This is a genomic window from Streptomyces rubiginosohelvolus, assembly GCF_014649875.1.
GTDB classification, from domain to species: domain Bacteria; phylum Actinomycetota; class Actinomycetes; order Streptomycetales; family Streptomycetaceae; genus Streptomyces; species Streptomyces rubiginosohelvolus.
The window spans coordinates 276,324-301,638 of record NZ_BMTW01000007.1; the positions used below are offsets into that span (position 1 = coordinate 276,324).

The window sequence follows — 25,315 nt, forward strand, 5'->3', positions numbered from 1 at the left end:
TACGCCGGGGCGACCGGCCCCGGCGTACAATGTGTCCCTTTTCCCGCGAGTCCCACGGCTTCCGCGAGTCCCGTGGGTTCCGCGCGGGCGGACCGGTCACATGCCGGCGATGAGCTTCTCCACGCGTTCGTCCACGGACCGGAACGGGTCCTTGCACAGCACCGTGCGCTGCGCCTGGTCGTTGAGCTTGAGGTGGACCCAGTCGACGGTGAAGTCCCTCCGCTGCTCCTGGGCCCTGCGGATGAAGTCGCCGCGCAGCCGCGCCCGGGTGGTCTGCGGGGGCACCGACTTGCCCTCGAAGATCTTCAGGTCGTTGCAGATGCGGGCCGTCTGCCCCTTCTTCTCCAGGAGGTAGAAGAGACCGCGGCGGCGGTGGATGTCGTGGTAGGCGAGGTCTATCTGGGCGACCCGCGGGTTCGACATGGTCATGTTGTGCTTGGCCCGGTACCGCTCGATGAGCTTGTACTTCATGACCCAGTCGATCTCGGTGTCGATCCGGTCGAGGTCCTGAGCCTCGATCGCGTCCAGGGCACGGCCCCACAGCTCCAGGACCTGGTCGACGGTGCCGGTGCGGATCCCCCGGCGCTCGACGAAGTCCACGGCCTTCTCGTAGTACTCCCGCTGGACCTCGATGGCCGAGGCCTCCCGGCCGCTGGCGAGGCGGACCTTGCGCTGTCCGGTGAGGTCGTGGCTGACCTCACGGATCGCCCGGATCGGGTTCTCCAGGGTCAGGTCGCGCATCACCGTGCCCGCCTCGATCATGCGGAGCACCAGGTCGGTGGCGCCGACCTTGAGCAGCATGGTCGTCTCGGACATGTTCGAGTCGCCGACGATGACGTGGAGGCGGCGGTACCGCTCGGCGTCGGCGTGCGGTTCGTCACGGGTGTTGATGATCGGCCGGGAGCGGGTCGTCGCGGAGCTGACGCCCTCCCAGATGTGCTCGGCACGCTGGCTGACGCAGTAGACCGCGCCACGTGGGGTCTGGAGCACCTTGCCGGCGCCGCAGATCAGCTGCCTGGTGACGAGGAACGGAATGAGGATGTCCGCGAGCCGGGAGAATTCTCCGTGCCGGGCCACGAGGTAGTTCTCGTGGCAGCCGTAGGAGTTTCCCGCCGAGTCGGTGTTGTTCTTGAAGAGATAGACGTCGCCCGCGATTCCCTCCTCGTGCAGGCGGCGTTCGGCGTCGACGAGCAGGCCTTCGAGAATGCGCTCGCCGGCCTTGTCGTGCGTGACCAGTTCGGTCACGTTGTCGCATTCGGGGGTTGCATATTCCGGATGCGATCCCACGTCGAGGTAGAGGCGGGCGCCGTTCCGCAGAAAGACGTTGCTGCTGCGGCCCCATGACACAACACGGCGGAAGAGGTAGCGCGCCACTTCGTCAGGTGACAGTCGGCGCTGTCCCCTGAACGTGCACGTGACGCCGTACTCGTTCTCCAGCCCGAAAATGCGGCGGTCCATGACTGAACATTACGCCTTATGGCCCGAGCTGAAACCGGGTTCGACGGCACCGTTTCGATCATTTTCCGATCCCGTCACGACGGCGGCGGTACGGACGGGAGCTGCAGGGGGTGTCTCGGCGCTCAGGGCCGGATAGGCCGCGGCGTCTGGTGCGGTGCATCGCAAGGCGCTGGAACGTCCTCATCGCGGAGCGATTCGGGCGTTTCGGCAACGCGGCGAGGTGCCGTGCCAGGCGTCGCGGACCCGGCCCTGGGCGCCGAGACACCCCCGAGGACCTTGCCGGTGGCCAGCAGGACCACCAGGGCGGCCACTCCCCCGGCCCCCGCGACGGCGAAGCTCCAGGCGGTCGAGCCGAGTTCGACGGCCGGTCCGGCGACGGCCGTGCCGGCCGCGGCGCCTACGCCGAACGTGGTCACGAGCCAGGAGAACGCCTCGGTCACCGTGCCGCGCGGGGCGTGCCGGTCGACCACGATGAAGGAGCAGGCGATGGCCGGGGCGAGGAAGACCCCCGCGAGGGCGGCGAAGGCGGTCATGACGGCCACGGAAGGGGTGAGCATCAGCGGCAGATAGCCCAGCGCCAGCAGTCCGACGATGACCCGCAGCCGCTTCTCGGGGGCGCCGGCCCACTGCCGGGCCCCGTAGGCCAGTCCGCCGATCAGCGCGCCGAGGCCGAGCGCGGCCATCAGCCAGCCGTACACCGCCTCCCGCCCGTGGTCGTCGGCGTACGCCACCCCGGCCACGGTGATGGAGCCCAGGGCGAGGCCGACGAAGAAGAACGCGCCGAGGAGCGCGAGGAGTCCGGGCGAGCGGAGGGCACCGAGCCAGTGCGCCTCGCGGGGTGCGGAGCGCCAGGTACGCGAGGGCTCGGACAGGACGACCGAGAGGGCCCCGAGGACGCCGATGGCGTTGATGACGAGCAGCGCGGCGGCCGGGGACCAGAGCGAGACGAGCAGCGTCACCAGGAGCGGCCCGACGGTGAACATGATCTCCTGCGCCACGGCGTCCATGGCGTAGGCCCGGTGCACCTGCCCCTCGCCCTTGAGGACGCTGGGCCACAGAGCACGCAGGCCGCCCTCCAGGGGCGGGGTGGCGACTCCGGCGACGATGACGGCGAGGTAGGCCAGCGGGAGCGAGCCGAGGCCGGCGAGGGCCAGCAGCGACATGCCGAGCGCGGAGAGCACGGCGGCCGGGAGCTGGACGCGCGGCTGCCCGTACAGGTCCACCGCGCGGCCGAGGAGCGGCTGCCCGACGGCGGTGGCCAGGCCGTACGCGGCGGCGAGCGCGCCGGCCAGGGTGTAGCTGCCTCCCTCCGCCCGGGTGAACAGCACGATCGCGATGTGCGCGGTGCCGTTGGGCAGCCGCCCCACCAGGGTGCCCGTCAGCAGCCGGGCGGCATGCCGCGCCCGGAGGATGTCCAGATATCCCGCGGCCATTCCCGCCCCTCTCCGCCCCGGCCGGCCGTACGCCTGCCGAAGTGTTACGTATAACGTCGAGGTTCATACGTACCATGTGCGCAGTTCGCGGGTCCACCCCGCGGCGTTACGGAGACGTCCCGCACGGAGGCACGAGTGACCAGCGCGCAGCAGCCCGTCCCCGCCCGGCCCACCAGTCGTGACGTGGCCCGTGCGGCGGGCGTCTCCCAGGCGACGGTCTCCCTGGTGCTCGGCGGGAAGTGGCCGGGCCGGGTGTCGGAGGTCACGGCCCAGCGGGTGAGGGAGACCGCGGCGGAGCTCGGCTACCGCCCCAATCTGGCGGCCCGCAGTCTGCGGCTCGGCCGCACCAGGACGGCGCTGCTGGTGGTCCCGGCGCTCACCAACGAGTTCTTCGCCCGGGTGTACGCGGGGGCCGCGGCGCTCGCCGCCGAGCACGACTTCGGCGTGGTGCTCTACCCCTCGCCGGACGGCACGGGCCCGGCCCGGGACCCCTTCGCCTCGGCCCGGGCCGCGCTCGACGGGGTGATCGCGTCCTCGATGGCCGCCGACGCGCTGGACGCGCTGCACGGGGCGGATCTGCCGCTGGTGATGCTGGACAGCGACCCCTCGGGCACCGGGCCCGCCGCCCATGTGAACCTCGACATCGCGGACGGGATGCGGCAGGTGACGGACCATCTGCTGGGGCTCGGCCACCGTCGTTTCCTGCATCTGGCGTCCGCCGTGGACACCTGGACGTTCGCAGTGCGCGCCGAGGCGCTGCACGAAGCGCTGGGCGCGGCGGGTGACGCGACGGTGCGTACGGTACGGGCTCCGCTGGACGTGGGGGCGGGGCGCGAGGCGGCCGAACAGGCTCTGGCGGTCGCCGGGGAGCGGCCCACCGCGATCGTCTGCGACGACGACATCCTGGCCGCCGGGGCCTGTAAGGCGGCGCGCAGGCTCGGGCTGCGGGTGCCGGACGAGCTGTCGGTGACCGGGTTCGACGATCTGGCGCTGGCCACCGCGCTGGAGCCGGAGCTGACCACCGTACGGCTGCCGGCGGAGCAGGTCGGGGAGCGGGGCATGGAGGCGCTCCTCGCCGTGCTGGACGGCCGCCCCGCCGAGCAGGGCGGTCTGCCGGTCCAGCTCGTCGTACGCGGCTCCACCGCGCCCCCGCCCGCCGCCCGGGCATGACCGTGCCCCCGGGCCGGGGCCCGGGGGCACGTCAAGCGTCGCTCGGCTACTTGTCGGTCTCCTCCGTGGAGCCGGACGCGCTGCCGGTGTCCGTACCGGTGGAGTCGTTGTCCTCGTCGTCGGACGGGGCGTCCGTGGGCGTGCTGGCGGCGGACTCCGTCTCCAGCAGCCGGGCCAGCTGACGGCCGACGATCCGCTTGAACTTGCGCTGCTGGGGGCGGGTGCGGTCCAGGACCGCGACCTCCAGGCGCTCCGCGGGGATCTCCCGCTCGCCGCCGCCCGGCTCTCGCGAGAGGGCCTGGACGGCCAGCTTGAGCGCCTCGGCCAGCGTCATGCCGTCGCGGTGGCGCTGGTCCAGGAAGCTGCTGATCTGCTCGGCGTTGCCGCCGACCGCGACCGAGCCGTGCTCGTCCACGATCGAACCGTCGTGCGGCAGCCGGTAGATCTGGTCGCCCTCGGGTTCGCTGCCGACCTCGGCGACCACCAGCTCCACCTCGTACGGCTTCTCGGCCGCGCTGGAGAAGATGGTGCCGAGCGTCTGGGCGTAGACGTTGGCCAGCCCACGGGCCGTCACGTCGTCCCGGTCGTAGGTGTATCCGCGCAGATCGGCGTAGCGCACACCGCCGATGCGGAGGTTCTCGTACTCGTTGTACTTGCCGGCGGCGGCGAAGCCGATCCGGTCGTAGATCTCGCTGAACTTGTGGAGCGCGCGGGACGGGTTCTCGCCGACGAACACAATGCCGTCGGCGTACTGCAGCACAACGAGGCTGCGACCACGGGCGATGCCCTTGCGGGCGTATTCCGCCCGGTCGGCCATGGCCTGCTGGGGTGAGACATAGAACGGCGTCGACACCGGCTATCCGTCCCTTCCTGTCAGTGACGAGTGCATCGGAAAAAGGCTCGGAGTCCGGATCAGAGCAGCGCGGCGCGCGGGCCGTCGGGCTGCTCGAGTCGGCGTTCCAGGATGGAGCGCGCGATTTCGGAGGACTCCTGGTCGGTCAGCCTCCGGAAGCCTTCGTCGGTGATGACGGTGACGATCGGATAGATACGGCGGGCCACGTCCGGGCCGCCGGTCGCCGAGTCGTCGTCCGCAGCGTCGTACAGGGCCTGCACGACCAGGGTGAGGGCCTGGTCCTGCGTCAAGTCCTCGCGGTAGAGCTTCTTCATCGAGCCGCGGGCGAAGATCGACCCGGAGCCGGTGGCGGCGTAGCCGGTCTCCTCGGAGCGGCCGCCGGTGACGTCGTAGGAGAAGATGCGGCCCTTCTCGCGGTCGATGTCGTAGCCCGCGAAGAGGGGAACCACGGCGAGGCCCTGCATGGCCATGGCGAGGTTGGAGCGGATCATGGTGGAGAGCCGGTTGGCCTTGCCCTCCAGGGAGAGCTGGGCGCCCTCGACCTTCTCGAAGTGCTCCAGCTCCAGCTGGAACAGCTTGACCATCTCCACGGCCAGTCCGGCGGTGCCCGCGATGCCCACCGCGGAGTACTCGTCGGCCGGGAAGACCTTCTCGATGTCGCGCTGCGCGATCATGTTGCCCATGGTGGCGCGCCGGTCGCCGGCCAGGACCACGCCACCGGGGAAGGACGCCGCGACGATGGTCGTCCCGTGCGGCGCCTCGATCGCCCCCTGGAGCGGCGGCAGGCTGCGGTTGCCCGGCAGCATCTCGGGCGACTGGTCGGACAGGAAGTCCATGAACGAGGACGAACCCGGCGTCAGGAAGGCAGCTGGTAGACGCCCGGTGCTACGAGTGTTGGCTTCCACGCGTTTCCCTCCAGGTATGCGATGGCCCTGCGCAAGAGAGTCAGGATCATCCCCCAACTTGCCGATGGCCGAATTGCCGTTGAAGCAACTTGTGCCACGGACCCTACCCGCCCCGCGGGAGTGATCCACATGTTCGGCGGGGGATATCCGCGCCGATCCGGCGGCCCGTCGGCCGGGCCCCGTTCGGCGGGCGGGGTGACGGCCTGCGCCGTCACCCCGCTTCCTACCGAGCGTTCACACTCGTGAACTACTCGCCGCCCTTTTGGACGAAGGACCTCACGAAGTCCTCGGCGTTCTCTTCGAGCACGTCGTCGATCTCGTCCAGCACCGAGTCGACGTCGTCGCTCAGCTTCTCCTGTCGCTCCGCAAGGTCCTCGGACGCCTGCGCGTCCTGCGCCTGCTCCTCGACCTCCTCGGTGGAACGTGTCGCCTTCTGCTGTCCGCCGCCGGTGTCCTTGGTCGCCATGTAGCTCACCCCGCTCGGTTCGAAGCAATCGAAGCTCTTGATCAGACCCTACCCACCGGGTCCGACATTTGGCCCGGTAGTTGATGCAAGCCCGTGCCTCAGGTGATTGATTCCCAGCCCGGAGGCCTTTCAGCCGCCCGACAGGGTCCGGACCAGCTCCTCGGCCGTACGGCAGCGGTCGAGGAGATCCTTCACGTGCTCCTTGGTCCCGCGCAGCGGCTCCAGGGTGGGCACCCGCTGCAGGGAGTCGCGGTCCGGCAGGTCGAAGATCACCGAGTCCCAGGAGGCCGCCGCCACGTCGTCGGCGTACTGCTCCAGACAGCGGCCGCGGAAGTAGGCCCTGGTGTCCTCCGGAGGCGCCGTACGGGCCCGGGTGACCTGGTCCTCGTTCAGGAGGCGCTTCATCTTCCCGCGGGCCACCAGACGGTTGTAGAGGCCCTTGTCGGGCCGTACGTCCGCGTACTGGAGGTCCACCAGATGCAGCCGGGGGGCGTCCCAGTCCAGCGCGTCGCGGCGGCGGTAGCCCTCCATGAGCTCCCGCTTGGCGATCCAGTCCAGCTCGCCCGACAGGCTCATCGGATCGGTCTCCAGCCGGTTGAGGGTGTCCTCCCAGCGGGTCAGGATGTCCTTGGTCTGCTCGTCGGCGTCGGCGCCGTACCGCTCGTCGACGTACTTGCGGGCCAGCTCGAAGTACTCCATCTGGAGCTGGACCGCGGTGAGTGTCCGGCCGCTGCGGAGCGTGATCAGCTGCCGCAGGTCCGGGTCGTGGGAGACCTGGTGCAGGGTGCGCACGGGCTGGTCGACCGCCAGGTCGACGTTGATGAAGGCGTCCTCGATCATCGACAGCACCAGGGACGTGGTGCCGAGCTTGAGATACGTGGAGATCTCCGAGAGGTTGGCGTCGCCGATGATCACATGGAGCCGGCGGTACTTCTCGGCGTCGGAGTGGGGCTCGTCCCGGGTGTTGATGATGGGGCGCTTGAGCGTGGTCTCCAGGCCGACCTCGACCTCGAAGTAGTCCGCGCGCTGGCTGATCTGGAAGCCGTGCTCGTGGCCGTCCTGACCGATACCGACCCGGCCCGCGCCGGTGACGACCTGGCGCGAGACGAAGAACGGCGTCAGATGGCGCACGATGTCCGAGAACGGCGTCTCCCGCTGCATGAGGTAGTTCTCGTGCGTGCCGTAGGAGGCGCCCTTGTTGTCGGTGTTGTTCTTGTAGAGGTGGATCGGCTGGGCGCCGGGGATGGCGGCCGCCCGCTCGGCGGCCTCCGCCATGATCCGTTCGCCGGCCTTGTCCCAGAGCACCGCGTCGCGCGGATTGGTGATCTCCGGGGAGCTGTATTCGGGGTGCGCGTGGTCGACGTAGAGCCGGGCGCCGTTGGTGAGGATGACATTGGCGAGGCCGATGTCCTCGTCGGTGAGCTGGCTGGAGTCGGCGGTCTCACGGGCGAGATCGAAGCCTCGCGCGTCACGCAGCGGGTTCTCCTCCTCGAAATCCCAGCGGGCACGTCGCGCCCGGTGCATCGCCGCCGCGTAGGCGTTGACGATCTGGGACGAGGTGAGCATGGCATTGGCGTTGGGGTGACCGGGGACGGAGATCCCGTACTCCGTCTCGATGCCCATTACTCGCCGTACGGTCATGCGGCCCTCCTTGCCCGGCGTCGGCCCCTCCCGGAGCGACGCTCACGTACCGCTGCTGTGTCCGGTGCGTCTGTGCGGTGCCCGTCACCGCACTGCGCGACTCGGCGGTACCGCAGAGCCTAGAGCGCCTCTGCGCCGGTGGGGAGCTTGATTACGAGTTTGCTCCGGCATGGCCGGAACGTGGGAATGAAACCGGCTGCGGAGGCCCCCTGGGGCCTTCCGCAGCCGGTCCGGGTATTACAGGTACTGGCCGGTATTGGCCACCGTGTCGATGGAGCGTCCGGTGTCCGCGCCCTGCTTTCCGGTGACGAGTGTGCGGATGAAGACGATCCGCTCACCCTTCTTACCGGAAATCCTGGCCCAGTCGTCCGGGTTGGTGGTGTTCGGCAGGTCCTCGTTCTCCTTGAACTCGTCCACGCAGGCCTGCAGGAGATGAGCGACCCGCAGCCCCTTCTGGCCCTGTTCCAGGAATGCCTTGATGGCCATTTTCTTTGCCCGGTCGACGATGTTCTGAATCATCGCGCCGGAGTTGAAGTCCTTGAAGTACAGGACTTCCTTGTCGCCGTTGGCGTACGTGACCTCGAGGAAGCGGTTCTCCTCGGACTCCGTGTACATCCGCTCCACGACCGACTGGATCATGGCGTGGGCGGCGGCCTCGCGCGAGCCGGTGTGCTCGGAGAGGTCGTCCGCGTGCAGCGGGAGCGACGGGGTCAGGTACTTCGCGAAGATGTCCTTCGCCGCCTCGGCGTCCGGACGCTCGATCTTGATCTTCACATCGAGCCGGCCGGGCCGCAGGATGGCGGGGTCGATCATGTCCTCGCGGTTGGAGGCGCCGATGACGATCACGTTCTCCAGGCCCTCCACCCCGTCGATCTCGGCGAGCAGCTGCGGGACGATGGTGTTCTCCACGTCCGAGCTGACGCCGCTGCCGCGGGTGCGGAAGAGGGACTCCATCTCGTCGAAGAAGACGATGACGGGGGTGCCCTCGCTCGCCTTCTCCCTCGCCCGCTGGAAGACCAGGCGGATGTGCCGCTCGGTCTCGCCGACGTACTTGTTGAGCAGCTCGGGGCCCTTGATATTGAGGAAGTAGCTCTTCCCCGCGGGCTGCCCGGTCACCTCGGCGACCTTCTTGGCGAGCGAGTTGGCGACGGCCTTGGCGATGAGCGTCTTGCCACAGCCGGGCGGGCCGTAGAGCAGGATGCCCTTCGGCGGGCGCAGCTCGTGCTCCTTGAAGAGGTCGGGGTGCAGATACGGAAGCTCGACCGCGTCGCGGATCAGCTCGATCTGGTCGCCCAGGCCGCCGATCTTGTCGTAGTCGATGTCCGGGACCTCTTCGAGGACGAGCTCCTCGACCTCGCTCTTGGGGACCACCTCGTAGACGTAGCCGGACCTGGAGTCGAGCAGCAGGGCGTCGCCGGGGCGGATGGTGATGTCCAGCAGCGGCTCGGCGAGCCGCACCACCCTCTCCTCGTCGGTGTGCCCGACCACCAGGGCGCGCTCGCCGTCCTCGAGGATCTCCTTGAGGGTGACGATGTCCCCGGCCCGCTCGAACTCCATGGCCTCGACCACGTTGAGCGCTTCGTTGAGCATGACCTCCTGGCCACGCCGCAGGTCCTCGAGCTCGACGCTGGGGCTGACGTTCACCCGGAGCTTGCGGCCCCCGGTGAAGATGTCGCAGGTGCCGTCCTCGTTGGCCTGCAGGAAGACGCCGAAGCCGGCCGGCGGCTGCGCGAGCCGGTCGACCTCTTCCTTGAGGGCCACGATCTGGTCACGCGCCTCACGGAGCGTGTTGGCGAGCCGCTCGTTCTGAGCGGACACGCCTGCCAGATTCGTCTGCAACTCGACGATCCGCTCTTCGAGAATCCTCGTATGACGCGGAGAGTCGGCGAGCTTACGTCGCAGGACGGCGATTTCCTGCTCGAGATAGGCAACCTGGCCGGCTGGGTCCTCGGACCCTCGCGCGGGCCGGGAGCCGCGGTTGATGTCGTCGTCGTGGGCTGCCACGGTCCTCACCTCCTCCATGGGGAGCTGGACGCTTCCTGACCCTACCTGGGTGGGTGGTGATTGAAACCCCTAGATCACAAAGACTGCGGGGCGTGTCCGATCTTCACCCTTGCGCTCTCCCTCACGTCAAGGGAATACCCACCCTTCGGCACCGGAAAGCCGCCGGTTGTATCGTCGAACTGTTCAACACCCGTCAGGGCTGGCTCCAATTGGTTCGGATACGCAGGAACGGCAGGACACATGACCGTGCAGCAGGACTCGCCGGGCGACAGTGACACGCAGGACCTGGAGGTCTGGATCGACCAGGACCTCTGTACGGGGGACGGCATCTGTGTGCAGTACGCCCCCGATGTCTTCGAGCTGGACATCGACGGCCTGGCGTATGTGAAGAGCTCGGACGACGAGCTGCTGCAGGACCCGGGGGCGACCACTCCGGTGCCGCTGCCGCTCCTCCAGGACGTCGTCGATTCGGCCAAGGAGTGCCCCGGCGACTGCATCCACGTGCGGCGCGTCAAGGACAACGTCGAGGTGTACGGGCCGGACGCGGAGTAGTCGTCCGGGGGCGAGCCCCCAGGGCGTACGGGCGGCGCTCAGACGCTGCGGGCGAGCTCCCCGGAGCTGCGGACGAACGTCTGCCCCTTCCACCGCCAGGAGGCCTGTTCCTCCTGGTCGGGGCAGCAGCGGGGCACTTCCAGCGAGGAGTAGCCGAGGAGGGTCGCCGAGACGACGCCGTCGCGTACGGCGAAGTCGGAGACCGCCTTCTTGTCGGCGGGGTCCACCAGGGTCGCGACGACCCGGGGTGCGGCCCCGCTCGCCTGTGTCAGGACGTAGATGCCGCCGGGCGGGGTCCCCGATCCGGCGGCGCAGTGCACCACCGCGACGGTTTCCGGCCGCCCGTCGCCGTCGAGGTCCCCGGGGGCCTGCTTCGCGACGGTCGTCCCGGCGCCGCCGCACTGGAGCGGGAAGTCGACTCCGGCCGGGTCCGGGGCGGGCACGGGAGCGCCGTGCTGCGTGGTGGTCCGCTGCTCGGAGGCCGTGGCGGTCGCCGTACGGGGCTGGAGCAGCCCGGCCAGCGCGACGACGCCCGCCATCGCCGCGGCCGTGGCGAGCCAGTGCATCGGCTTGGCGGCGGTGTGGGCGAGGTCCGGGAGCGCGGAGGTCTGCACGCGGTATGTCTCCTGATGGTTCCTGGGAGCCCGGTGAAGGGGTGGGAACACCCCGAGGGTTTGCCCGGCATCGTGCCACACCTCACACCCGGGCGGAACGGCGGGGGCAACGAAAAGGCACCGCCGCGCCGTTCTCCGGTCGGTCGGGGAACTGCGCGGCGGCGCCGGTGCGTTGTGAGGGTCAGCCGCGGTCGGCGGCGGAGCCTCCGCGGCTCTGGCTGCCCGGGCCCTCGTAGTCCTCGCCGTAGGCGCCCTTGGAGGGGCGGCGGCGGCGCAGCGGCGGCTCGACGCCGTCCGCGAGGCGGCGGGCGGTGACCAGGAAGCCGGTGTGGCCGATCATCCGGTGGTCGGGGCGGACGGCGAGGCCCTCCACGTGCCAGTTGCGGATCATCGACTCCCAGGGCTGCGGTTCGGCGAAGCAGCCGATCTCGCGGATGGACTCGACGGTGCGCGAGAGCTGGGTGGTGGTGGCGACGTAGGCGCAGAGGATGCCGCCGGGCACCAGGGCCTTGGAGACGGCCTCCAGGCACTCCCAGGGGGCGAGCATGTCCAGCACGACGCGGTCGACGTCGGTGTCGGAGAGGTTGTCCTGGAGGTCTCCGACGGTCAGCTGCCAGGCGGGGTGCGGCGAGCCGAAGTAGCGCTCGACGTTCTGCTGGGCGATCTCGGCGAAGTCCTCGCGGCGCTCGTAGGAGTGCAGCATGCCCTGCTCACCGATGGCGCGCAGCAGGAAGGTGGAGAGCGATCCGGATCCGACCCCGGCCTCCACGACGCGGGCGCCGGGGAAGATGTCGGCGAAGGCCAGGATCTGGCCCGCGTCCTTGGGGTAGACCACGGCGGCGCCGCGGGGCATGGACAGGACGTAGTCGGGGAGCAGGGGGCGCAGCGCGAGGTAGGCGACGTTTCCCGTGGTGCGGACAACACTGCCCTCGGGAGCACCGATCAGCTCGTCGTGCTGGAAAGAACCCTTGTGGGTGTGGAAGTTCTTTCCGGCTTCGAGCGTAAAGGTGTAGTGGCGTCCCTTGGGGTCGGTGAGCTGTACCTGGTCCCCGACCTTGAAGGGCCCACGTCGGCGGGCGGCACCGGTCGGTTCAGACATGTGACCAGCCTACCGGTGATTCCGGGGCCTCCTGCCGCCGCTCCCCCGCCAGGAGAGGGCTCAGGCGCCGGGGCGGGCCATGGCCTTGACGAAGGCGCGCTCGACGTCGGCGGTGGAGAGGACGCCGTAGATCTCGCCGGTCTCCTCGACGACCAGGTACTCGGTGGCGGGGGTGGCCTTGAGCCGGTCCAGGAGGGCTTCGCCGGCCAGTTCGGCGGGGACCTTCATGCCGTCGGTGAGGTCCTGGGCGAGGCCGCTGACGGCGACCCAGGGGCGGCGGTGCTCGGGGACGCCGACGATGGCGGCCTCACGGACGACGCCCTTGGGGTTGCCCTGTCCGTCGACGACGACCAGGGCGCGGGCGCCGGCCTCGTTGGCCCGGCGCAGCGCTTCGGAGAGCGGGGTGGCGGACTCGACGGGGACGGCACGGCGGGTCAGGGTGCGGGCCCTCAGGTCGGGCAGGTGCTCGCGGAGGCGGGCCATGCGCAGGCTGTTCCCGGCGCCGGTCCAGATGATGCCGGCGAGGATCGCGGCGAGCAGCGCGTCCATGACGGTCTCGACGCCGCCGATGTCCTGGGCGGTGCCGCCGAGGGCTCCGGTGTGGGTGAGCAGCGGCAGTCCGACGAGGACGGTGACGGCGAGGCCCCGGCCGACCCAGGCGGCGGCGATGGTGCCGCTCATGGGCTTGCCGGTGATCTTCCAGACGACGGCGCGAAGCATCCGGCCGCCGTCCAGCGGCAGCCCGGGCAGCAGGTTGAAGGCGGCCACGATGAGGTTGGAGATCATCAGGCCCGCGAGCAGGACGCCGGGGACGGTGCCGGGCTCGACGAGCTGCATCGCGCCGTAGAAGACGCCGCCGAGGACCAGGGACAGGAGCGGTCCGACGAAGGCGAGGACGAATTCGCGGCCGGGGGTCTCTGTCTCCTTCTCGATCTCCGAGACGCCGCCGAAGAACTGGAGCTGGATGCGGCGGACCGGGAGTTTGTAGCGCAGGGCGGCGACCGTGTGGGCCAGTTCGTGGACGAGCACGGAGGCGTAGAAGGCGATGGCGAAGAACAGGGCGACGAGATAGCGGGCACCGCCCAGCTCGGGCAGCACGCGGTCGAGCTGGCCGCCGAAGACCCAGGTGATGAGGGCGGCGACGACGAACCAGCTGGGGGCGACGTAGACGGGCACACCGAAGGGGCGGCCCATGAGCAGGCCGCCGCCCGGCTCCGCGGGGCGTTTCGGTTTGCCGTTGTCCGGGTCGGGGCCGGGGGCCGTTCCCCCTGCGCCGGGCTGCGGCCGCCCGCTGTCGCCGCTGTCGTCCACGGGGTCCCTTCGGTTCGGTGCGTGGTCTGTGCCACGATCATGCAGTGTGCGAGGGTCTGCCGTCGATGGTATGCCGCTCGGTGTCAGTGGCGGGCCGTAGGGTCTTGAGACATGACCTCCGTGCCGCGGCCGCCTCAGCCGCCTTCGTCCCTGTCGCCGTCGCGGGCGAGCGATTTCATGCAGTGCCCCCTGCTCTACCGCTTCCGGGTCATCGACAAGCTGCCGGAGAAGCCCAGCGAGGCGGCTACCCGCGGCACGCTGGTCCATGCGGTGCTGGAGCGCCTCTTCGACGCCCCGGCGGCCGACCGTACGGCACCTCGGGCGCGGGCGCTGATCCCCGGCCAGTGGGACCGGCTGCTGGAGTCGAAGCCGGAGCTGAGCGATCTGTTCGCCGGGGACGCCGAGGGTGAGCGGCTGACGCGTTGGCTGGGCGAGGCGGAGCGGCTGGTGGACCGGTGGTTCTCGCTGGAGGACCCGACGCGTCTTGAGCCGGCCGAGCGCGAGATGTTCGTCGAGACGGAGCTGGAGTCGGGGCTGCGGCTGCGCGGGGTGATCGACCGGGTGGACATCGCGCCGAGCGGTGAGGTCCGGATCGTCGACTACAAGACGGGCAAGGCGCCGCGGCCGGAGTATTCCGACGGGCCGCTGTTCCAGATGACGTTCTACGCGCTGGTGATCTGGCGGCTGAAGGGCGTGGTGCCGCGCCGCCTCCAGCTGGTCTATCTGGGCAGCGGGGACGTCATGACGTACGACCCGGTGGTGGCGGACCTGGAGCGGGTGGAGCGCAAGCTGCTGGCGCTGTGGGACGCGATCAGGCTGGCGACGGAGACCGGCGACTGGCGGCCCCGGCCGACGAAGCTGTGCGGCTGGTGCGACCACCAGGCGGTGTGTCCGGAATTCGGCGGGACTCCCCCGGTCTATCCGCTGTCGGTCCGCCCGGCGGGCCCGGGAGAGGATGACCAGGGCAGAATGGGACCGGTCCGGGCCGAGGCCGGCCGAGCCGTGGCCCTTGAGGGCCCTTAAGGAGTTCCTGTGGCGATCCGCGTCCTTCTGGTCGACGACCAGCCTCTGCTGCGCACCGGTTTCCGGATGATCCTGGAGGCGGAAGGCGATCTGGCGGTGGTCGGCGAGGCCGGTGACGGTCTGCAGGCCATCGACCAGGTGCGGGCGCTGCAGCCCGACGTGGTGCTGATGGACATCCGGATGCCGCGGATGGACGGGGTGGAGGCGACCCGTCAGATCACCGGTCCCGGGAAGGACGGCCCGGCGAAGGTGCTGGTGCTGACGACCTTCGATCTCGACGAGTACGTGGTGGAGGCGCTGCGTGCGGGAGCGAGCGGCTTCCTGCTGAAGGACGCCCCGGCGGCCGAGCTGGTGCAGGCGATCCGGGTGGTGGCGGCGGGCGAGGCGATGCTCGCGCCGAGCATCACGCGCCGGCTGCTGGACAAGTACGCGGACCATCTGCCGTCCGGCGAGGAGCCGGTGCCGGACGCCCTGCACACGCTGACGGACCGTGAGGTCGAGGTGCTGAAGCTGGTGGCGCGGGGGCTGTCCAACGCGGAGATCGCGGCGGAGCTGTTCGTCAGCGAGACGACGGTCAAGACGCATGTGGGCCATGTGCTGACGAAGCTCGGCCTGCGCGACCGGGTGCAGGCCGCGGTGTACGCGTACGAGAGCGGGCTGGTGCGTCCCGGCGCGCAGTAGCGGCACGGCGCGCCCGCACAAAGCCCTCACGAACGCGGTCCGGCCCGCACCCTCCTTGCGACAGGAGGGTGCGGGCCGGACGGCGTCTGCGGTCGGGGCTCAGGCGCTGGGCCGGTTGAGCTCCCAGAGCTGGAGCTCGGAGGTGGCGCTGACGGAGCGCTCCACTCCGGCGATCCCGTCGCGGGAGGCGATGTACTGCTTGCCCTGCCAGATCGGGAGCACCGGAACGTCGGTGGCGACGATGTCCTGGAGCTTCTCGTAGGTGGCGGCGGCCGCGGTGCGGTCGGCCTCGCGGCGGGACTGCGGGATGAGGACCTTCTCCGCCTCGGGCGACCGGTAGGGCGAGTTGAGGAAGTTGTTGGCGTCCAGGAAGGGCGCGGTGTAGTTGTCCGGGTCCGGGAAGTCGGGGAACCAGCCCATGCCGTAGGCCGCGTAGTCGCCGCGCTTCTGCTCGGGGCGGTACTTCGACCACTCCTTGCCCTGGACGGAGACCTCGAAGAGGCCCGAGCTGTTCAGCTGCTGCTGGATCGCCTTGAACTCGGCGGCGGTGGCCGGGCCGTAGTGGTCGTTGGTGTAGTGCAGGGTGAACTTCACCGGCGTCTTGATCCCGGCGTCGCGGAGGATCGCCGCGGCCTTGGCGGTGCTGGGCTCGCCGTACTTGTTGAAGAAGGCGTTGGTGTGCCCGGCGATGCTGGACGGGATCAGCGAGTAGAGCGGTTCGGCGGTGGTGCCGTACACCTTGCCCGCGATCTGGCCCCGGTCGATGATCTGCGCCATGGCCTGCCGGACGGGCTTGTCGACCACGGGGTTCTTGGTGTTGAACCCGAGGTAGCTGATGGCCAGTCCGGGCAGTTCGGTGAGCTCGATGCCTTCCTTCGGCTCCACGAGCATGTCGTGGGCCTGCTCGGGCGACATGGCCCGGGTCATCAGGTGGATCTTCTCCTCGTCGAGCGCCTTGCCCATGGCCTCGGCGTCGGGGAAGAGGTCCATCTCGACCTTGTCGTTGAGCACCTTCAGCTCACCCTTGTACGAGGGGTTCTTCTCGAAGGCGATCTTGACGACCCGGCCGTCCTCGACCTGGGGCTTCATGGTGTACGGGCCGGAGCCGTCGACCTGGAACCCGGTGCGTGCCTCGTTCGCCGGGTACTGCGCCTTCGGGACGATGCCGGCGGCGGGGGTGGCGAGCTTGTACGGGAAGGTCGCGTCGGGCGTGTTCAGGTGGAAGATCACCTGGTCCTCGCCCTTGGTCTCGATCATGTCGATGTTGGCGAGCAGGCCGACCGGGCCGCTGTCCGAGTCGATGTCGATGACGCGCTGGATGGAGTGCTTCACGTCCTCGGCGGTGACGGGCGTCCCGTCGGCGAAGGTGAGGCCCGCCCGCAGGGTGCAGCGGTAGCTCTCGTTCGCGGTGTCGGTGAAGGTGCAGCTGCGGGCGGCCTCGGGGACGGGCTCTCCGCCGCCGTTGGGCACCGTGGTCAGGGTCTGCACGGTCTGCCGCAGGACGTTCCAGACGCCCGCCTCGTAGCCGATGGCCGGGTCGAGCGGCGCGGGGTTCGCCTTGGAGGCCACGAGCTGGTCCGTGGTGCCGACGACGATGGCCCCTTTGCCACCGGCGCCGCTGTCCGTGCTGCCGCAGGCGGCGAGCACGGGGGCGAGCAGGCCGACGACGGCCGGCAGCACCAGGGTCTTGCGGTTCATCTGGACGTTCTCCCTCATCCCGGCAGGTGAGGAATCCAAGTTAGTAGCCGTGGGTGAGCCCTCCGACCGCCCGACGAACGGTCCGCGCTCCCCCGGTCACCAGCGAGGCGGACATACGATCATCATCTCGGACAGCTCACCCGTTTCGGCGGAGCACCGAGGACTCGCGAGTGAGCAAGGTCACCCGTCCGACCTCTTCACAGAATCACCCGGCGACTGATCCACATCCACGGAACACTGCCGGAAAACACACGGAGGGGAGCAGGAAATCCACCGTTCGTTCACAAGTTCGCGCTCGTACCCGCTCAGCCGGTCCCGCTCGATCCGGTGATCAGCCCGCGCAGGAAGGCGAGGTCGACCTCCTCGAGGGAGCCGACGACCACGCGTCCGGCCGCCGGGGCGATGGGGGCGACGGACGGCACGGCGACGACCCGGCAGCCGGCGGCCTCGGCGGCGGCCACACCCGTCGCGGTGTCCTCGATGACCGCGCAGCGCCAGGGGTCGGCGCCGAAGCCCGCGGCGGCGGTGAGGTAGGGCTCGGGGTGCGGCTTGGTCCGGGCGACCTCGTCCCCGGCTACCGTGAGCGCGAAGTGGTGACGGCCCACGGATTCCAGCACCCGGTCGATGATCCGGCGGTGGGAGGCCGAGACGAGTGCGGTGGGCACCTCGTACACGGCCAGCTCGGCGAGCAGCCGCTCGGCACCCGGCATCAGCGGCACGCCCCGGCTGATGCGGTTCTCGAATCCGTCGTTGAGCAGCACGGTCAGCTCGTCCAGCCGGATGTCGGCGCCGGTGACGTCGATGAGGTAGCCGGCGCTGCGGGACATCGGGCCGCCGACGACCACGTCCCGCCAGGACTCCTCCAGGCGGTGTCCGAGACCGGCGAAGACCTCCTTCTCGACGTCCCACCAGAAACCCTCGGTATCGACCAGGGTTCCGTCCATGTCGAGAAGGACCGCCTGCAGGGCGGCCTCTTCGGCCGTGCGGGTCAAGGACGCGGGGACCGTACTGGTCATCCGGCACACCTTCCGTAAGGGACGAGAAGGCCGGCCGCCATTCCCAGAAGTGGGAGGGCGACCGGCCTGCGCTGGACCGACCAGTGTACGACGTGTCGCCCCGCGGTGCGCGGCAAGCGCGCGAGCGCGGGGCGAGGGGGTGTCCTACCGGGCGTTGAAGTACTTCGCCTCGGGGTGGTGGATGACGATGGCGTCGGTGGACTGCTCCGGGTGGAGCTGGAACTCCTCGGAGAGGTGCACGCCGATCCGCTCCGGCTGGAGCAGGTCGGCGATCTTGGCCCGGTCCTCCAGGTCCGGGCACGCCCCGTAACCGAGCGAGAACCGCGCGCCGCGGTACTTCAGCGCGAACATGTCCTCGACGTCCTCGGGGTCCTCCCCGGCGAAGCCGAGCTCGCTGCGGACCCGGGCGTGCCAGTACTCGGCGAGGGCCTCCGCGAGCTGGACGGAGAGGCCGTGCAGCTCCAGGTAGTCGCGGTAGGAGTTGGCGGCGAACAGCTCGGCGGTGGCCTCGCCGATCCGGGAGCCGACGGTGACGATCTGGAGGCCGATGACGTCGGTCTCGCCGGACTCCTCGGGGCGGAAGAAGTCGGCGAGGCAGAGGCGGCGGCCGCGGCGCTGGCGCGGGAAGGTGAAGCGGGTGCGCTCGGAGCCGTCCTCGTGGAGGAGGATCAGGTCCTCGCCCTTGGAGACGCAGGGGAAGTAGCCGTAGACGACGGCCGCCTCCAGGAGGTTGTTGGACTGGAGGTGGTCGAGCCAGCCGCGCAGGTGCGGGCGTCCCTCGGTCTCCACCAGCTCCTCGTACGTCGGTCCGTCGCCGGTCCTGGCCTGCTTGAGGCCCCACTGGCCCTTGAACAGGGCGCCCTCGTCGAGCCAGGAGGCGTAGTCCTTGAGCGGGATGCCCTTGATGACCCGGGTGCCGCGGAAGGGCGGCTCGGGGATCGGGTTGGTGATGGAGACGTCGGAGCGCACCGAACCCTCGGGCTCCTCGACCTCCAGCACCGCCGTCACGTCCTTCTTGGGGACCCGGCGCTGCTTCAGCTCGGGCAGGGCCGCGCCCGGCACTCCGCGCTTGACGCCGATGAGGGCGTCCATGAGGCGCAGCCCCTCGAAGGCGTCGCGGGCGTAGCGGACCTCGCCCTCGTAGATCTCGTGCAGGTCCTGCTCGACGTAGGCCCGGGTCAGCGCGGCGCCGCCGAGGATGACCGGGAAGTCAGCGGCCATCTTGCGCTGGTTGAGCTCCTGGAGGTTCTCCTTCATGATCACGGTCGACTTCACCAGGAGACCGGACATGCCGATGACGTCGGCGCGGTGCTCCTCGGCGGCTTCCAGGATCGCGGAGACGGGCTGCTTGATGCCGAGGTTGACGACGTTGTAGCCGTTGTTGGAGAGGATGATGTCGACGAGGTTCTTGCCGATGTCGTGGACGTCGCCGCGGACGGTGGCGAGCACGATGGTGCCCTTGCCCTCATCGTCGGACTTCTCCATGTGCGGCTCCAGGTGGGCCACCGCGCTCTTCATGACCTCGGCGGACTGGAGGACGAACGGCAGCTGCATCTGGCCGGAGCCGAACAGCTCGCCGACGACCTTCATGCCTTCCAGCAGCGTGTTGTTGACGATGTCGAGGGCCGGGGTGTCCTGGAGGGCCTCGTCGAGGTCGGCTTCCAGGCCGTTCTTCTCGCCGTCGATGATGCGGCGCTGGAGCCGCTCGTCCAGCGGGAGGGCCATCAGCTCCTCGGCCTTGCCCGCCTTCATCGACTTCATGTTGACGCCCTCGAACAGCTCCATGAGCTTCTGGAGGGGGTCGTAGCCCTCGGCGCGGCGGTCGTAGATCAGGTCGAGGGCGACCTTGACCTGCTCCTCCTCCAGCCGGGCGATCGGCAGGATCTTCGAGGCGTGCACGATCGCGGAGTCCAGGCCCGCCTTGACGCACTCGTCGAGGAAGACGGAGTTCAGCACGACACGGGCGGCCGGGTTGAGGCCGAAGGAGATGTTGGAGAGGCCCAGCGTGGTCTGGACGTCGGGGTGGCGCTGCTTCAGCTCGCGGATGGCCCCGATGGTGGCGATGCCGTCGCCGCGGGACTCCTCCTGGCCGGTGCAGATGGTGAAGGTCAGGGTGTCGATGAGGATGTCCGACTCGCGGATGCCCCAGTTGGTGGTCAGGTCCTCGATCAGCCGCTCGGCGATGGCGACCTTGTGCTCGATCGTGCGGGCCTGGCCCTCCTCGTCGATCGTCAGGGCGATCAGGGCGGCGCCGTGCTCGGCGGCCAGGGCGCTGACCTGCGCGAAGCGGGACTCGGGGCCGTCGCCGTCCTCGAAGTTCACCGAGTTCAGCACGGCCCGGCCGCCGAGCTTCTCCAGCCCGGCGCGCAGGACGGGCAGCTCGGTGGAGTCCAGCACGATCGGCAGGGTGGAGGCGGTCGCGAAGCGGCCGGCCAGCTCGGTCATGTCGGCGACGCCGTCGCGGCCCACGTAGTCGACGCAGAGGTCGAGCATGTGCGCGCCCTCGCGGATCTGGTCGCGGGCCATCTCCACGCAGTCGTCCCAGCGGGCCTCCAGCATGGCCTCGCGGAACTTCTTGGAGCCGTTGGCGTTGGTGCGCTCCCCGATGGCCAGGTAGGCGGTGTCCTGGCGGAAGGGGATGTGCTGGTAGAGGGAGGCGGCACCGGGCTCGGGGCGCGGGTCGCGCTCGGTCGGGGTCAGCTCGCGGGCCCGCTCGACGACGACCCGCAGGTGCTCGGGGGTCGTACCGCAGCAGCCGCCGATGAGGGAGAGGCCGTAGTCCCGGACGAAGAGCTCCTGGGAGTCGGCGAGACCCTCGGGGCCGAGCGGGAAGTGCGCGCCGTCCTTGGTCAGGACGGGCAGGCCGGCGTTGGGCATGCACATCAGGGGCGTACGGGAGTGGCGGGCGAGGTAGCGCAGGTGCTCGCTCATCTCGTCCGGGCCGGTCGAGCAGTTCAGCCCGATCAGGTCGATGCCCAGCGGCTCCAGGGCGGTCAGGGCCGCGCCGATCTCGGAGCCGAGGAGCATGACGCCCGTGGTCTCGAAGGCGAGGGAGCAGATCAGCGGCACCTGGAGGCCGAGGGCGTCCATCGCGCGGCGGGCGCCGATGATGCTGGCCTTGGTCTGCAGGAGGTCCTGGGTGGTCTCGACGATCAGCGCGTCGGAGCCGCCCGCGAGGAGGCCCTCGGCGTTCTGCTGGTAGCCGTCGCGCAGGATGTCGTACGTGGTGTGGCCGAGCGAGGGCAGCTTGGTGCCGGGGCCGATCGAGCCGAGGACCCAGCGCTGGCGGCCGTCCTTGGCGCCGAACTCGTCGGCGACCTCGCGGGCGATCCGGGCGCCGGACTCGGAGAGCTCGAAGATCCGGTCGGCGATCTCGTACTCGTTGGCGGCGGAGTGGTTCGCGCCGAAGGTGTTGGTCTCGACGCAGTCGACGCCGACCGCGAAGTACTCCTCGTGGACCGAGCGCACGATGTCGGGCCGGGTGATGTTGAGGATCTCGTTGCAGCCTTCGAGGTTCTCGAAGTCCTCCAGCGTGGGGTCCTGTGCCTGGAGCATGGTGCCCATCGCCCCGTCGGCCACCACCACGCGGGTGGCGAGTGCCTCTCGGAGTGCTTCTGCGCGGGTCCGGCTGTCGGCGGCGGATGTCGGCAACGAGGCCATGGATGATCTCCCAGGGATGCGACGGCTGTCGGCTTTGCGTCCTTCTTGGGGAAGGCGCACTCCGTCAGCGTAGCCGGACACCTCGACGCGTGGTCGGTTCGTCCATGAGGCGGACTGCATGCTGTGCGGGTGCGGGCGCGCCGGGCAACCGGGAGGAGACTTTCCCCGGAGTCCGGCACAGGTCGGCATCGACCGATAGTGTTCAGCATTGTCGAACCGAGGTGGAGGAGTACGGCGCGATGGCCAAGAACATCCAGTCGCTGGAGCGGGCGGCCGCGATGCTGCGTCTGCTGGCGGGCGGCGAGCGCCGGCTCGGGCTCTCCGACATCGCCTCCTCGCTGGGGCTGGCCAAGGGCACCGCGCACGGCATTCTGCGCACCCTTCAGCTGGAGGGCTTCGTCGAGCAGGACGCGGCGTCGGGCCGCTATCAGCTGGGCGCGGAGTTGCTGCGGCTCGGCAACAGCTATCTGGACGTGCACGAGCTGCGGGCGCGCGCCCTGGTCTGGACGGACGACCTGGCCCGCTCCAGCGGCGAGAGCGTCCACCTCGGGGTGCTGCACCAGCACGGCGTGCTGATCGTCCACCACGTCTTCCGGCCCGACGACAGCCGCCAGGTGCTGGAGGTGGGGGCGATGCAGCCGCTGCACTCCACGGCGCTGGGGAAGGTGCTGTCCGCGTACGACCCGGTGGCCCACAGCGAGGTCATGGAGGCGGAGCGCCGCTCCTTCACCGGGCGCACCGTCACCGAGGCCGACGCGTTCGAGTCGATGCTCGACCTGATCCGCGCCCAGGGCTGGGCAGCCGACGCCGAGGAGACCTGGGAGGGCGTCGCCGCCGTGGCCGCCCCCGTGCACGACCGGCGCAGGATGCCGGTGGGCGCGGTCGCCGTGACCGGCGCGGTGGAGCGCGTGGCCCCGGGCGGCACGCTGCGCCCCGAGCTGATCGCGGCCGTGCGGGACTGCGCCCGGGCGGTCTCCCGGGACCTGGGCGCCGGGCGCTTCTGAGGCGCGGCCCGCCCGCTCCGGCCGGGCCCGGCATACCCATGCCCACACCCACACCCATGCCCATACCCATACCCACATCCGACACCGGCCGGTAACGATCCCGTCGCGCACCGAGTCGTGGACCACAGAACCCTTGACGCTTCCTTCACTTCGGGGAAACACTGCCGTTCAACGGTCGGCATTGTCGAACGCCTAACGGCAATACGCGTTAGGGTGTGACAGTGCCAAGGGCCGGTCAAGCCCTTACAGATGGGCTGCCCACGCTTCGTGGATACCCATCTGGGGCGCGGAACACCGGCGGGACCGGTGATCCGCTCTCCCCTGGACGAAGGACAAAGGAGTCGCGGGTGTCCAGCTCCGACATTTTCATCGGCGAAACCATAGGTACCGCCGTACTCATCCTGCTCGGCGGCGGTGTCTGTGCCGCCGTCACGCTGAAGAGCTCGAAGGCCCGGAACGCGGGCTGGCTGGCCATCACCTTCGGGTGGGGCTTCGCCGTGCTGACCGGCGCCTACCTCGCCGGCGGCGTATCGGGCGCCCACCTCAACCCCGCGGTCACGGTCGGCCTGGCCATCCAGGGCGGCACGGAGTGGGGCGACGTCCCCCTCTACCTCGGTTCACAGCTGCTCGGCGCGATGATCGGCGCCCTGCTGGTCTGGGCGGTCTACTACGGCCAGTTCCACGCCCACCTGACCGACCCGGAGATCGTCGGCACCAAGTCCACCGACGAGGGCATGGTCGACCAGACCGCCGCCCCGAAGGCGGGCCCGGTGCTCGGGATCTTCTCCACCGGTCCGGAGATCCGCAACGGCGTGCAGAACGTCGTCACCGAGATCATCGCGACGGCCGTGCTGGTCCTGGCGATCCTGACCCAGGGCCTCAACGACGGGGGCAACGGCATCGGCGTGCTCGGCGCGCTGATCACCGCCCTGGTCGTCGTCGGGATCGGCCTCTCGCTCGGCGGCCCGACCGGCTACGCCATCAACCCGGTCCGCGACCTCGGTCCGCGCATCGTGCACGCCCTGCTGCCGCTGCCGAACAAGGGTGGTTCGGACTGGGGCTACGCGTGGGTACCCATCGTGGGTCCGCTCGTCGGCGGCGCACTCGCCGGCGGGCTCTACAACCTCGCCTTCGCCTAGCCGCTCGCCCATCACCTCACAGACTTCCGGGAGCACACCGTGACCGACGCACACACCACCGGCACCCATGGCACCGGGCCGTTCATCGCGGCCATCGACCAGGGCACCACCTCCAGCCGCTGCATCGTGTTCGACAAGGACGGCCGGATCGTCTCCGTCGACCAGAAGGAGCACGAGCAGATCTTCCCGAAGCCGGGCTGGGTCGAGCACGACGCGACCGAGATCTGGGAGAACGTCCAGGAGGTCGTCGCCGGGGCCATCGTCAAGGCCGGCATCACCTCCGCCGACGTCAAGGCGATCGGCATCACCAACCAGCGCGAGACCACCCTGCTCTGGGACAAGAACACCGGTGAGCCGGTGCACAACGCCCTGGTCTGGCAGGACACCCGCACCGACGCGCTCTGCAAGGAGCTCGGCCGCAACGTGGGCCAGGACCGGTTCCGCCGCGAGACCGGGCTGCCGCTCGCCTCGTACTTCGCGGGCCCCAAGGTCCGCTGGCTGCTCGACAACGTCGAGGGGCTGCGCGAGCGCGCCGAGCGCGGCGACATCCTCTTCGGCACCATGGACTCCTGGGTCATCTGGAACCTCACCGGCGGCACCGACGGCGGCGTCCACGTCACCGACGTCACCAACGCCTCGCGCACCCTCCTGATGAACCTGCACCGGATGGAGTGGGACGAGAAGATCCTCTCCTCCATCGGCATCCCGGCCGAGGTGCTCCCCGAGATCCGCTCCTCCGCCGAGGTGTACGGCAACGCCAAGGGCGGCATCCTCGACGGCGTGCCCGTCGCCTCCGCGCTGGGTGACCAGCAGGCGGCGCTGTTCGGCCAGACCTGTTTCGCCGAGGGCGAGGCCAAGTCCACGTACGGCACCGGCACCTTCATGCTGATGAACACCGGTGGCACCCCGGTGAACTCGTACAACGGGCTGCTCACCACCGTCGGCTACCAGATCGGCGACAAGCCCCCGGTGTACGCGCTGGAGGGCTCCATCGCGGTCACCGGTTCGCTGGTGCAGTGGATGCGCGACCAGATGGGCCTGATCAAGTCGGCCGCCGAGATCGAGACGCTGGCCTCCTCGGTCGAGGACAACGGCGGCGCGTACTTCGTGCCCGCCTTCTCCGGCCTGTTCGCCCCCTACTGGCGCCCCGACGCCCGTGGCGTCATCACCGGTCTCACCCGTTACGTCACCAAGGCGCACATCGCCCGTGCCGTCCTGGAGGCCACCGCCTGGCAGACCCGCGAGATCAGCGACGCCATGACGAAGGACTCCGGCGTCGAGCTGACCGCGCTCAAGGTCGACGGCGGCATGACGTCCAACAACCTGCTGATGCAGACGCTCGCCGACTTCCTGGACGCGCCGGTGGTGCGCCCGATGGTCGCCGAGACCACCTGCCTCGGCGCCGCCTACGCCGCCGGTCTCGCCGTCGGCTTCTGGCCGGACACCGACGCGCTGCGCGCCAACTGGCGCCGGGCCGCCGAGTGGACACCCCGCATGGACGCGGACACCCGTGCCCGCGAGTACAAGAGCTGGCTCAAGGCCGTCGAACGGACCATGGGCTGGGTCGAGGACGAAGAAAGCTGACGAG

At 69.9% G+C, this 25,315-nt stretch carries 20 protein-coding genes and 1 pseudogene; 7 read left to right on the forward strand and 14 right to left on the reverse strand.

Features of this window, described 5'->3' with window-relative positions; genetic code table 11:
- Nucleotides 1-96: 96 nt before the first annotated feature.
- Both pafA and IE134_RS18635 read right to left on the reverse strand, forming a co-directional pair.
- Nucleotides 97-1,458, reverse strand: a complete 1,362-nt coding sequence (pafA, locus tag IE134_RS18630) for a Pup--protein ligase (RefSeq protein ID WP_010057126.1) — start codon at nucleotides 1,456-1,458, stop codon at nucleotides 97-99.
- A gap of 122 nt (nucleotides 1,459-1,580) precedes the next feature.
- Complete coding sequence (locus tag IE134_RS18635; RefSeq protein ID WP_189431114.1) at nucleotides 1,581-2,891, reverse strand: MFS transporter; 1,311 nt, start codon at nucleotides 2,889-2,891, stop codon at nucleotides 1,581-1,583.
- A 135-nt stretch (nucleotides 2,892-3,026) separates the two neighbouring features.
- Between IE134_RS18635 and IE134_RS18640 the strand changes: the two genes are divergently transcribed.
- Nucleotides 3,027-4,061 carry a LacI family DNA-binding transcriptional regulator gene (locus tag IE134_RS18640; RefSeq protein WP_189431115.1) on the forward strand — a complete coding sequence of 345 codons (1,035 nt, stop codon included), beginning with the start codon at nucleotides 3,027-3,029 and terminating at the stop codon, nucleotides 4,059-4,061.
- Nucleotides 4,062-4,107: 46 nt separating this feature from the next.
- Here IE134_RS18640 and prcA read toward each other — a convergent pair whose 3' ends face one another.
- The 6 genes and pseudogenes from prcA to arc all read right to left on the reverse strand — a co-directional run bounded on the left by prcA (nucleotide 4,108) and on the right by arc (nucleotide 9,930).
- Nucleotides 4,108-4,914, reverse strand: a complete 807-nt coding sequence (gene prcA, locus IE134_RS18645) for a proteasome subunit alpha (RefSeq protein WP_089114643.1) — start codon at nucleotides 4,912-4,914, stop codon at nucleotides 4,108-4,110.
- 59 nt (nucleotides 4,915-4,973) lie between these two features.
- The gene (prcB, locus tag IE134_RS18650) at nucleotides 4,974-5,819 is read right to left on the reverse strand and encodes a proteasome subunit beta (protein ID WP_030712231.1); all 846 of its coding nucleotides are present in this window, start codon (nucleotides 5,817-5,819) and stop codon (nucleotides 4,974-4,976) included.
- Nucleotides 5,771-5,963, reverse strand: a pseudogene (locus tag IE134_RS34225) (endonuclease domain-containing protein); the annotation flags it as partial. The pseudogene IE134_RS34225 and the gene prcB, both read right to left, overlap by 49 nt.
- Nucleotides 5,964-6,066: 103 nt before the next feature.
- A complete protein-coding gene (locus IE134_RS18655; RefSeq protein WP_010057120.1) occupies nucleotides 6,067-6,285 on the reverse strand; it encodes a ubiquitin-like protein Pup in 219 nt (72 codons plus the stop codon).
- A 129-nt stretch (nucleotides 6,286-6,414) separates the two neighbouring features.
- Nucleotides 6,415-7,926 (reverse strand): depupylase/deamidase Dop, encoded by a 1,512-nt coding sequence (gene dop / locus IE134_RS18660; protein ID WP_030712229.1) that lies wholly within the window; start codon nucleotides 7,924-7,926, stop codon nucleotides 6,415-6,417.
- 237 nt (nucleotides 7,927-8,163) lie between these two features.
- Entirely contained in the window at nucleotides 8,164-9,930 is a 1,767-nt protein-coding gene (gene arc, locus IE134_RS18665) for a proteasome ATPase (protein WP_030712227.1), read from the reverse strand.
- 240 nt (nucleotides 9,931-10,170) lie between these two features.
- On the opposite strand from arc, the gene IE134_RS18670 reads away from it, so the two are divergent.
- Complete coding sequence (locus IE134_RS18670) at nucleotides 10,171-10,482, forward strand: ferredoxin (protein WP_006123384.1); 312 nt, start codon at nucleotides 10,171-10,173, stop codon at nucleotides 10,480-10,482.
- A 38-nt stretch (nucleotides 10,483-10,520) separates the two neighbouring features.
- On the opposite strand, the gene IE134_RS18675 is transcribed toward IE134_RS18670, so the two are convergent.
- The 3 genes from IE134_RS18675 to IE134_RS18685 all read right to left on the reverse strand — a co-directional run bounded on the left by IE134_RS18675 (nucleotide 10,521) and on the right by IE134_RS18685 (nucleotide 13,506).
- Nucleotides 10,521-11,096, reverse strand: coding sequence for a hypothetical protein (locus IE134_RS18675; RefSeq protein ID WP_098019494.1), 576 nt, complete (start codon nucleotides 11,094-11,096; stop codon nucleotides 10,521-10,523).
- A gap of 181 nt (nucleotides 11,097-11,277) precedes the next feature.
- Nucleotides 11,278-12,195: a tRNA (adenine-N1)-methyltransferase gene (locus tag IE134_RS18680; protein ID WP_006123386.1), complete on the reverse strand. Its 918-nt coding sequence runs from the start codon at nucleotides 12,193-12,195 to the stop codon at nucleotides 11,278-11,280.
- Nucleotides 12,196-12,255: 60 nt separating this feature from the next.
- On the reverse strand, nucleotides 12,256-13,506 hold the full coding sequence (locus IE134_RS18685; RefSeq protein ID WP_030712222.1) for a site-2 protease family protein: 1,251 nt from the start codon (nucleotides 13,504-13,506) through the stop codon (nucleotides 12,256-12,258).
- 177 nt (nucleotides 13,507-13,683) lie between these two features.
- Between IE134_RS18685 and IE134_RS18690 the strand changes: the two genes are divergently transcribed.
- The gene (locus tag IE134_RS18690; protein WP_030712220.1) at nucleotides 13,684-14,529 is read left to right on the forward strand and encodes a RecB family exonuclease; all 846 of its coding nucleotides are present in this window, start codon (nucleotides 13,684-13,686) and stop codon (nucleotides 14,527-14,529) included.
- Nucleotides 14,530-14,538: 9 nt separating this feature from the next.
- Nucleotides 14,539-15,210, forward strand: a complete 672-nt coding sequence (locus IE134_RS18695; RefSeq protein ID WP_006123389.1) for a response regulator — start codon at nucleotides 14,539-14,541, stop codon at nucleotides 15,208-15,210.
- Between the two features lie 99 nt (nucleotides 15,211-15,309).
- Here IE134_RS18695 and IE134_RS18700 read toward each other — a convergent pair whose 3' ends face one another.
- The 3 genes from IE134_RS18700 to metH form a co-directional block, all read right to left on the reverse strand.
- The gene (locus IE134_RS18700; protein WP_030712218.1) at nucleotides 15,310-16,908 is read right to left on the reverse strand and encodes an ABC transporter substrate-binding protein; all 1,599 of its coding nucleotides are present in this window, start codon (nucleotides 16,906-16,908) and stop codon (nucleotides 15,310-15,312) included.
- 305 nt (nucleotides 16,909-17,213) lie between these two features.
- Nucleotides 17,214-17,924: an HAD family hydrolase gene (locus IE134_RS18705; RefSeq protein ID WP_030712216.1), complete on the reverse strand. Its 711-nt coding sequence runs from the start codon at nucleotides 17,922-17,924 to the stop codon at nucleotides 17,214-17,216.
- Between the two features lie 144 nt (nucleotides 17,925-18,068).
- Nucleotides 18,069-21,584, reverse strand: coding sequence for a methionine synthase (metH, locus tag IE134_RS18710; protein WP_189431117.1), 3,516 nt, complete (start codon nucleotides 21,582-21,584; stop codon nucleotides 18,069-18,071).
- Nucleotides 21,585-21,823: 239 nt separating this feature from the next.
- Here metH and IE134_RS18715 point away from each other — a divergent pair, with 239 nt between their 5' ends.
- The 3 genes from IE134_RS18715 (at nucleotide 21,824) to glpK (ending at nucleotide 25,311) form a co-directional block, all read left to right on the forward strand.
- On the forward strand, nucleotides 21,824-22,588 hold the full coding sequence (locus IE134_RS18715) for an IclR family transcriptional regulator (protein ID WP_006123393.1): 765 nt from the start codon (nucleotides 21,824-21,826) through the stop codon (nucleotides 22,586-22,588).
- Between the two features lie 347 nt (nucleotides 22,589-22,935).
- The gene (locus tag IE134_RS18720; protein WP_030712212.1) at nucleotides 22,936-23,727 is read left to right on the forward strand and encodes an MIP/aquaporin family protein; all 792 of its coding nucleotides are present in this window, start codon (nucleotides 22,936-22,938) and stop codon (nucleotides 23,725-23,727) included.
- Nucleotides 23,728-23,766: 39 nt separating this feature from the next.
- Nucleotides 23,767-25,311 carry a glycerol kinase GlpK gene (glpK, locus tag IE134_RS18725; RefSeq protein ID WP_030712209.1) on the forward strand — a complete coding sequence of 515 codons (1,545 nt, stop codon included), beginning with the start codon at nucleotides 23,767-23,769 and terminating at the stop codon, nucleotides 25,309-25,311.
- The last annotated feature ends 4 nt before the right edge of the window (nucleotides 25,312-25,315 follow it).

Coding starts and splice junctions, on each gene's coding strand:
- IE134_RS18680 (WP_006123386.1), bottom strand. CDS start 12,195: ATGTCTGAACCGACCGGTGCCGCCCGCCGACGTGGGCCCTTCAAGGTC.
- pafA (WP_010057126.1), bottom strand. CDS start 1,458: ATGGACCGCCGCATTTTCGGGCTGGAGAACGAGTACGGCGTCACGTGC.
- IE134_RS18655 (WP_010057120.1), bottom strand. CDS start 6,285: ATGGCGACCAAGGACACCGGCGGCGGACAGCAGAAGGCGACACGTTCC.
- metH (WP_189431117.1), bottom strand. CDS start 21,584: ATGGCCTCGTTGCCGACATCCGCCGCCGACAGCCGGACCCGCGCAGAA.
- IE134_RS18635 (WP_189431114.1), bottom strand. CDS start 2,891: ATGGCCGCGGGATATCTGGACATCCTCCGGGCGCGGCATGCCGCCCGG.
- IE134_RS18700 (WP_030712218.1), bottom strand. CDS start 16,908: ATGAACCGCAAGACCCTGGTGCTGCCGGCCGTCGTCGGCCTGCTCGCC.
- IE134_RS18670 (WP_006123384.1), top strand. CDS start 10,171: ATGACCGTGCAGCAGGACTCGCCGGGCGACAGTGACACGCAGGACCTG.
- IE134_RS18715 (WP_006123393.1), top strand. CDS start 21,824: ATGGCCAAGAACATCCAGTCGCTGGAGCGGGCGGCCGCGATGCTGCGT.
- IE134_RS18690 (WP_030712220.1), top strand. CDS start 13,684: ATGCAGTGCCCCCTGCTCTACCGCTTCCGGGTCATCGACAAGCTGCCG.
- IE134_RS18705 (WP_030712216.1), bottom strand. CDS start 17,924: ATGACCAGTACGGTCCCCGCGTCCTTGACCCGCACGGCCGAAGAGGCC.
- dop (WP_030712229.1), bottom strand. CDS start 7,926: ATGACCGTACGGCGAGTAATGGGCATCGAGACGGAGTACGGGATCTCC.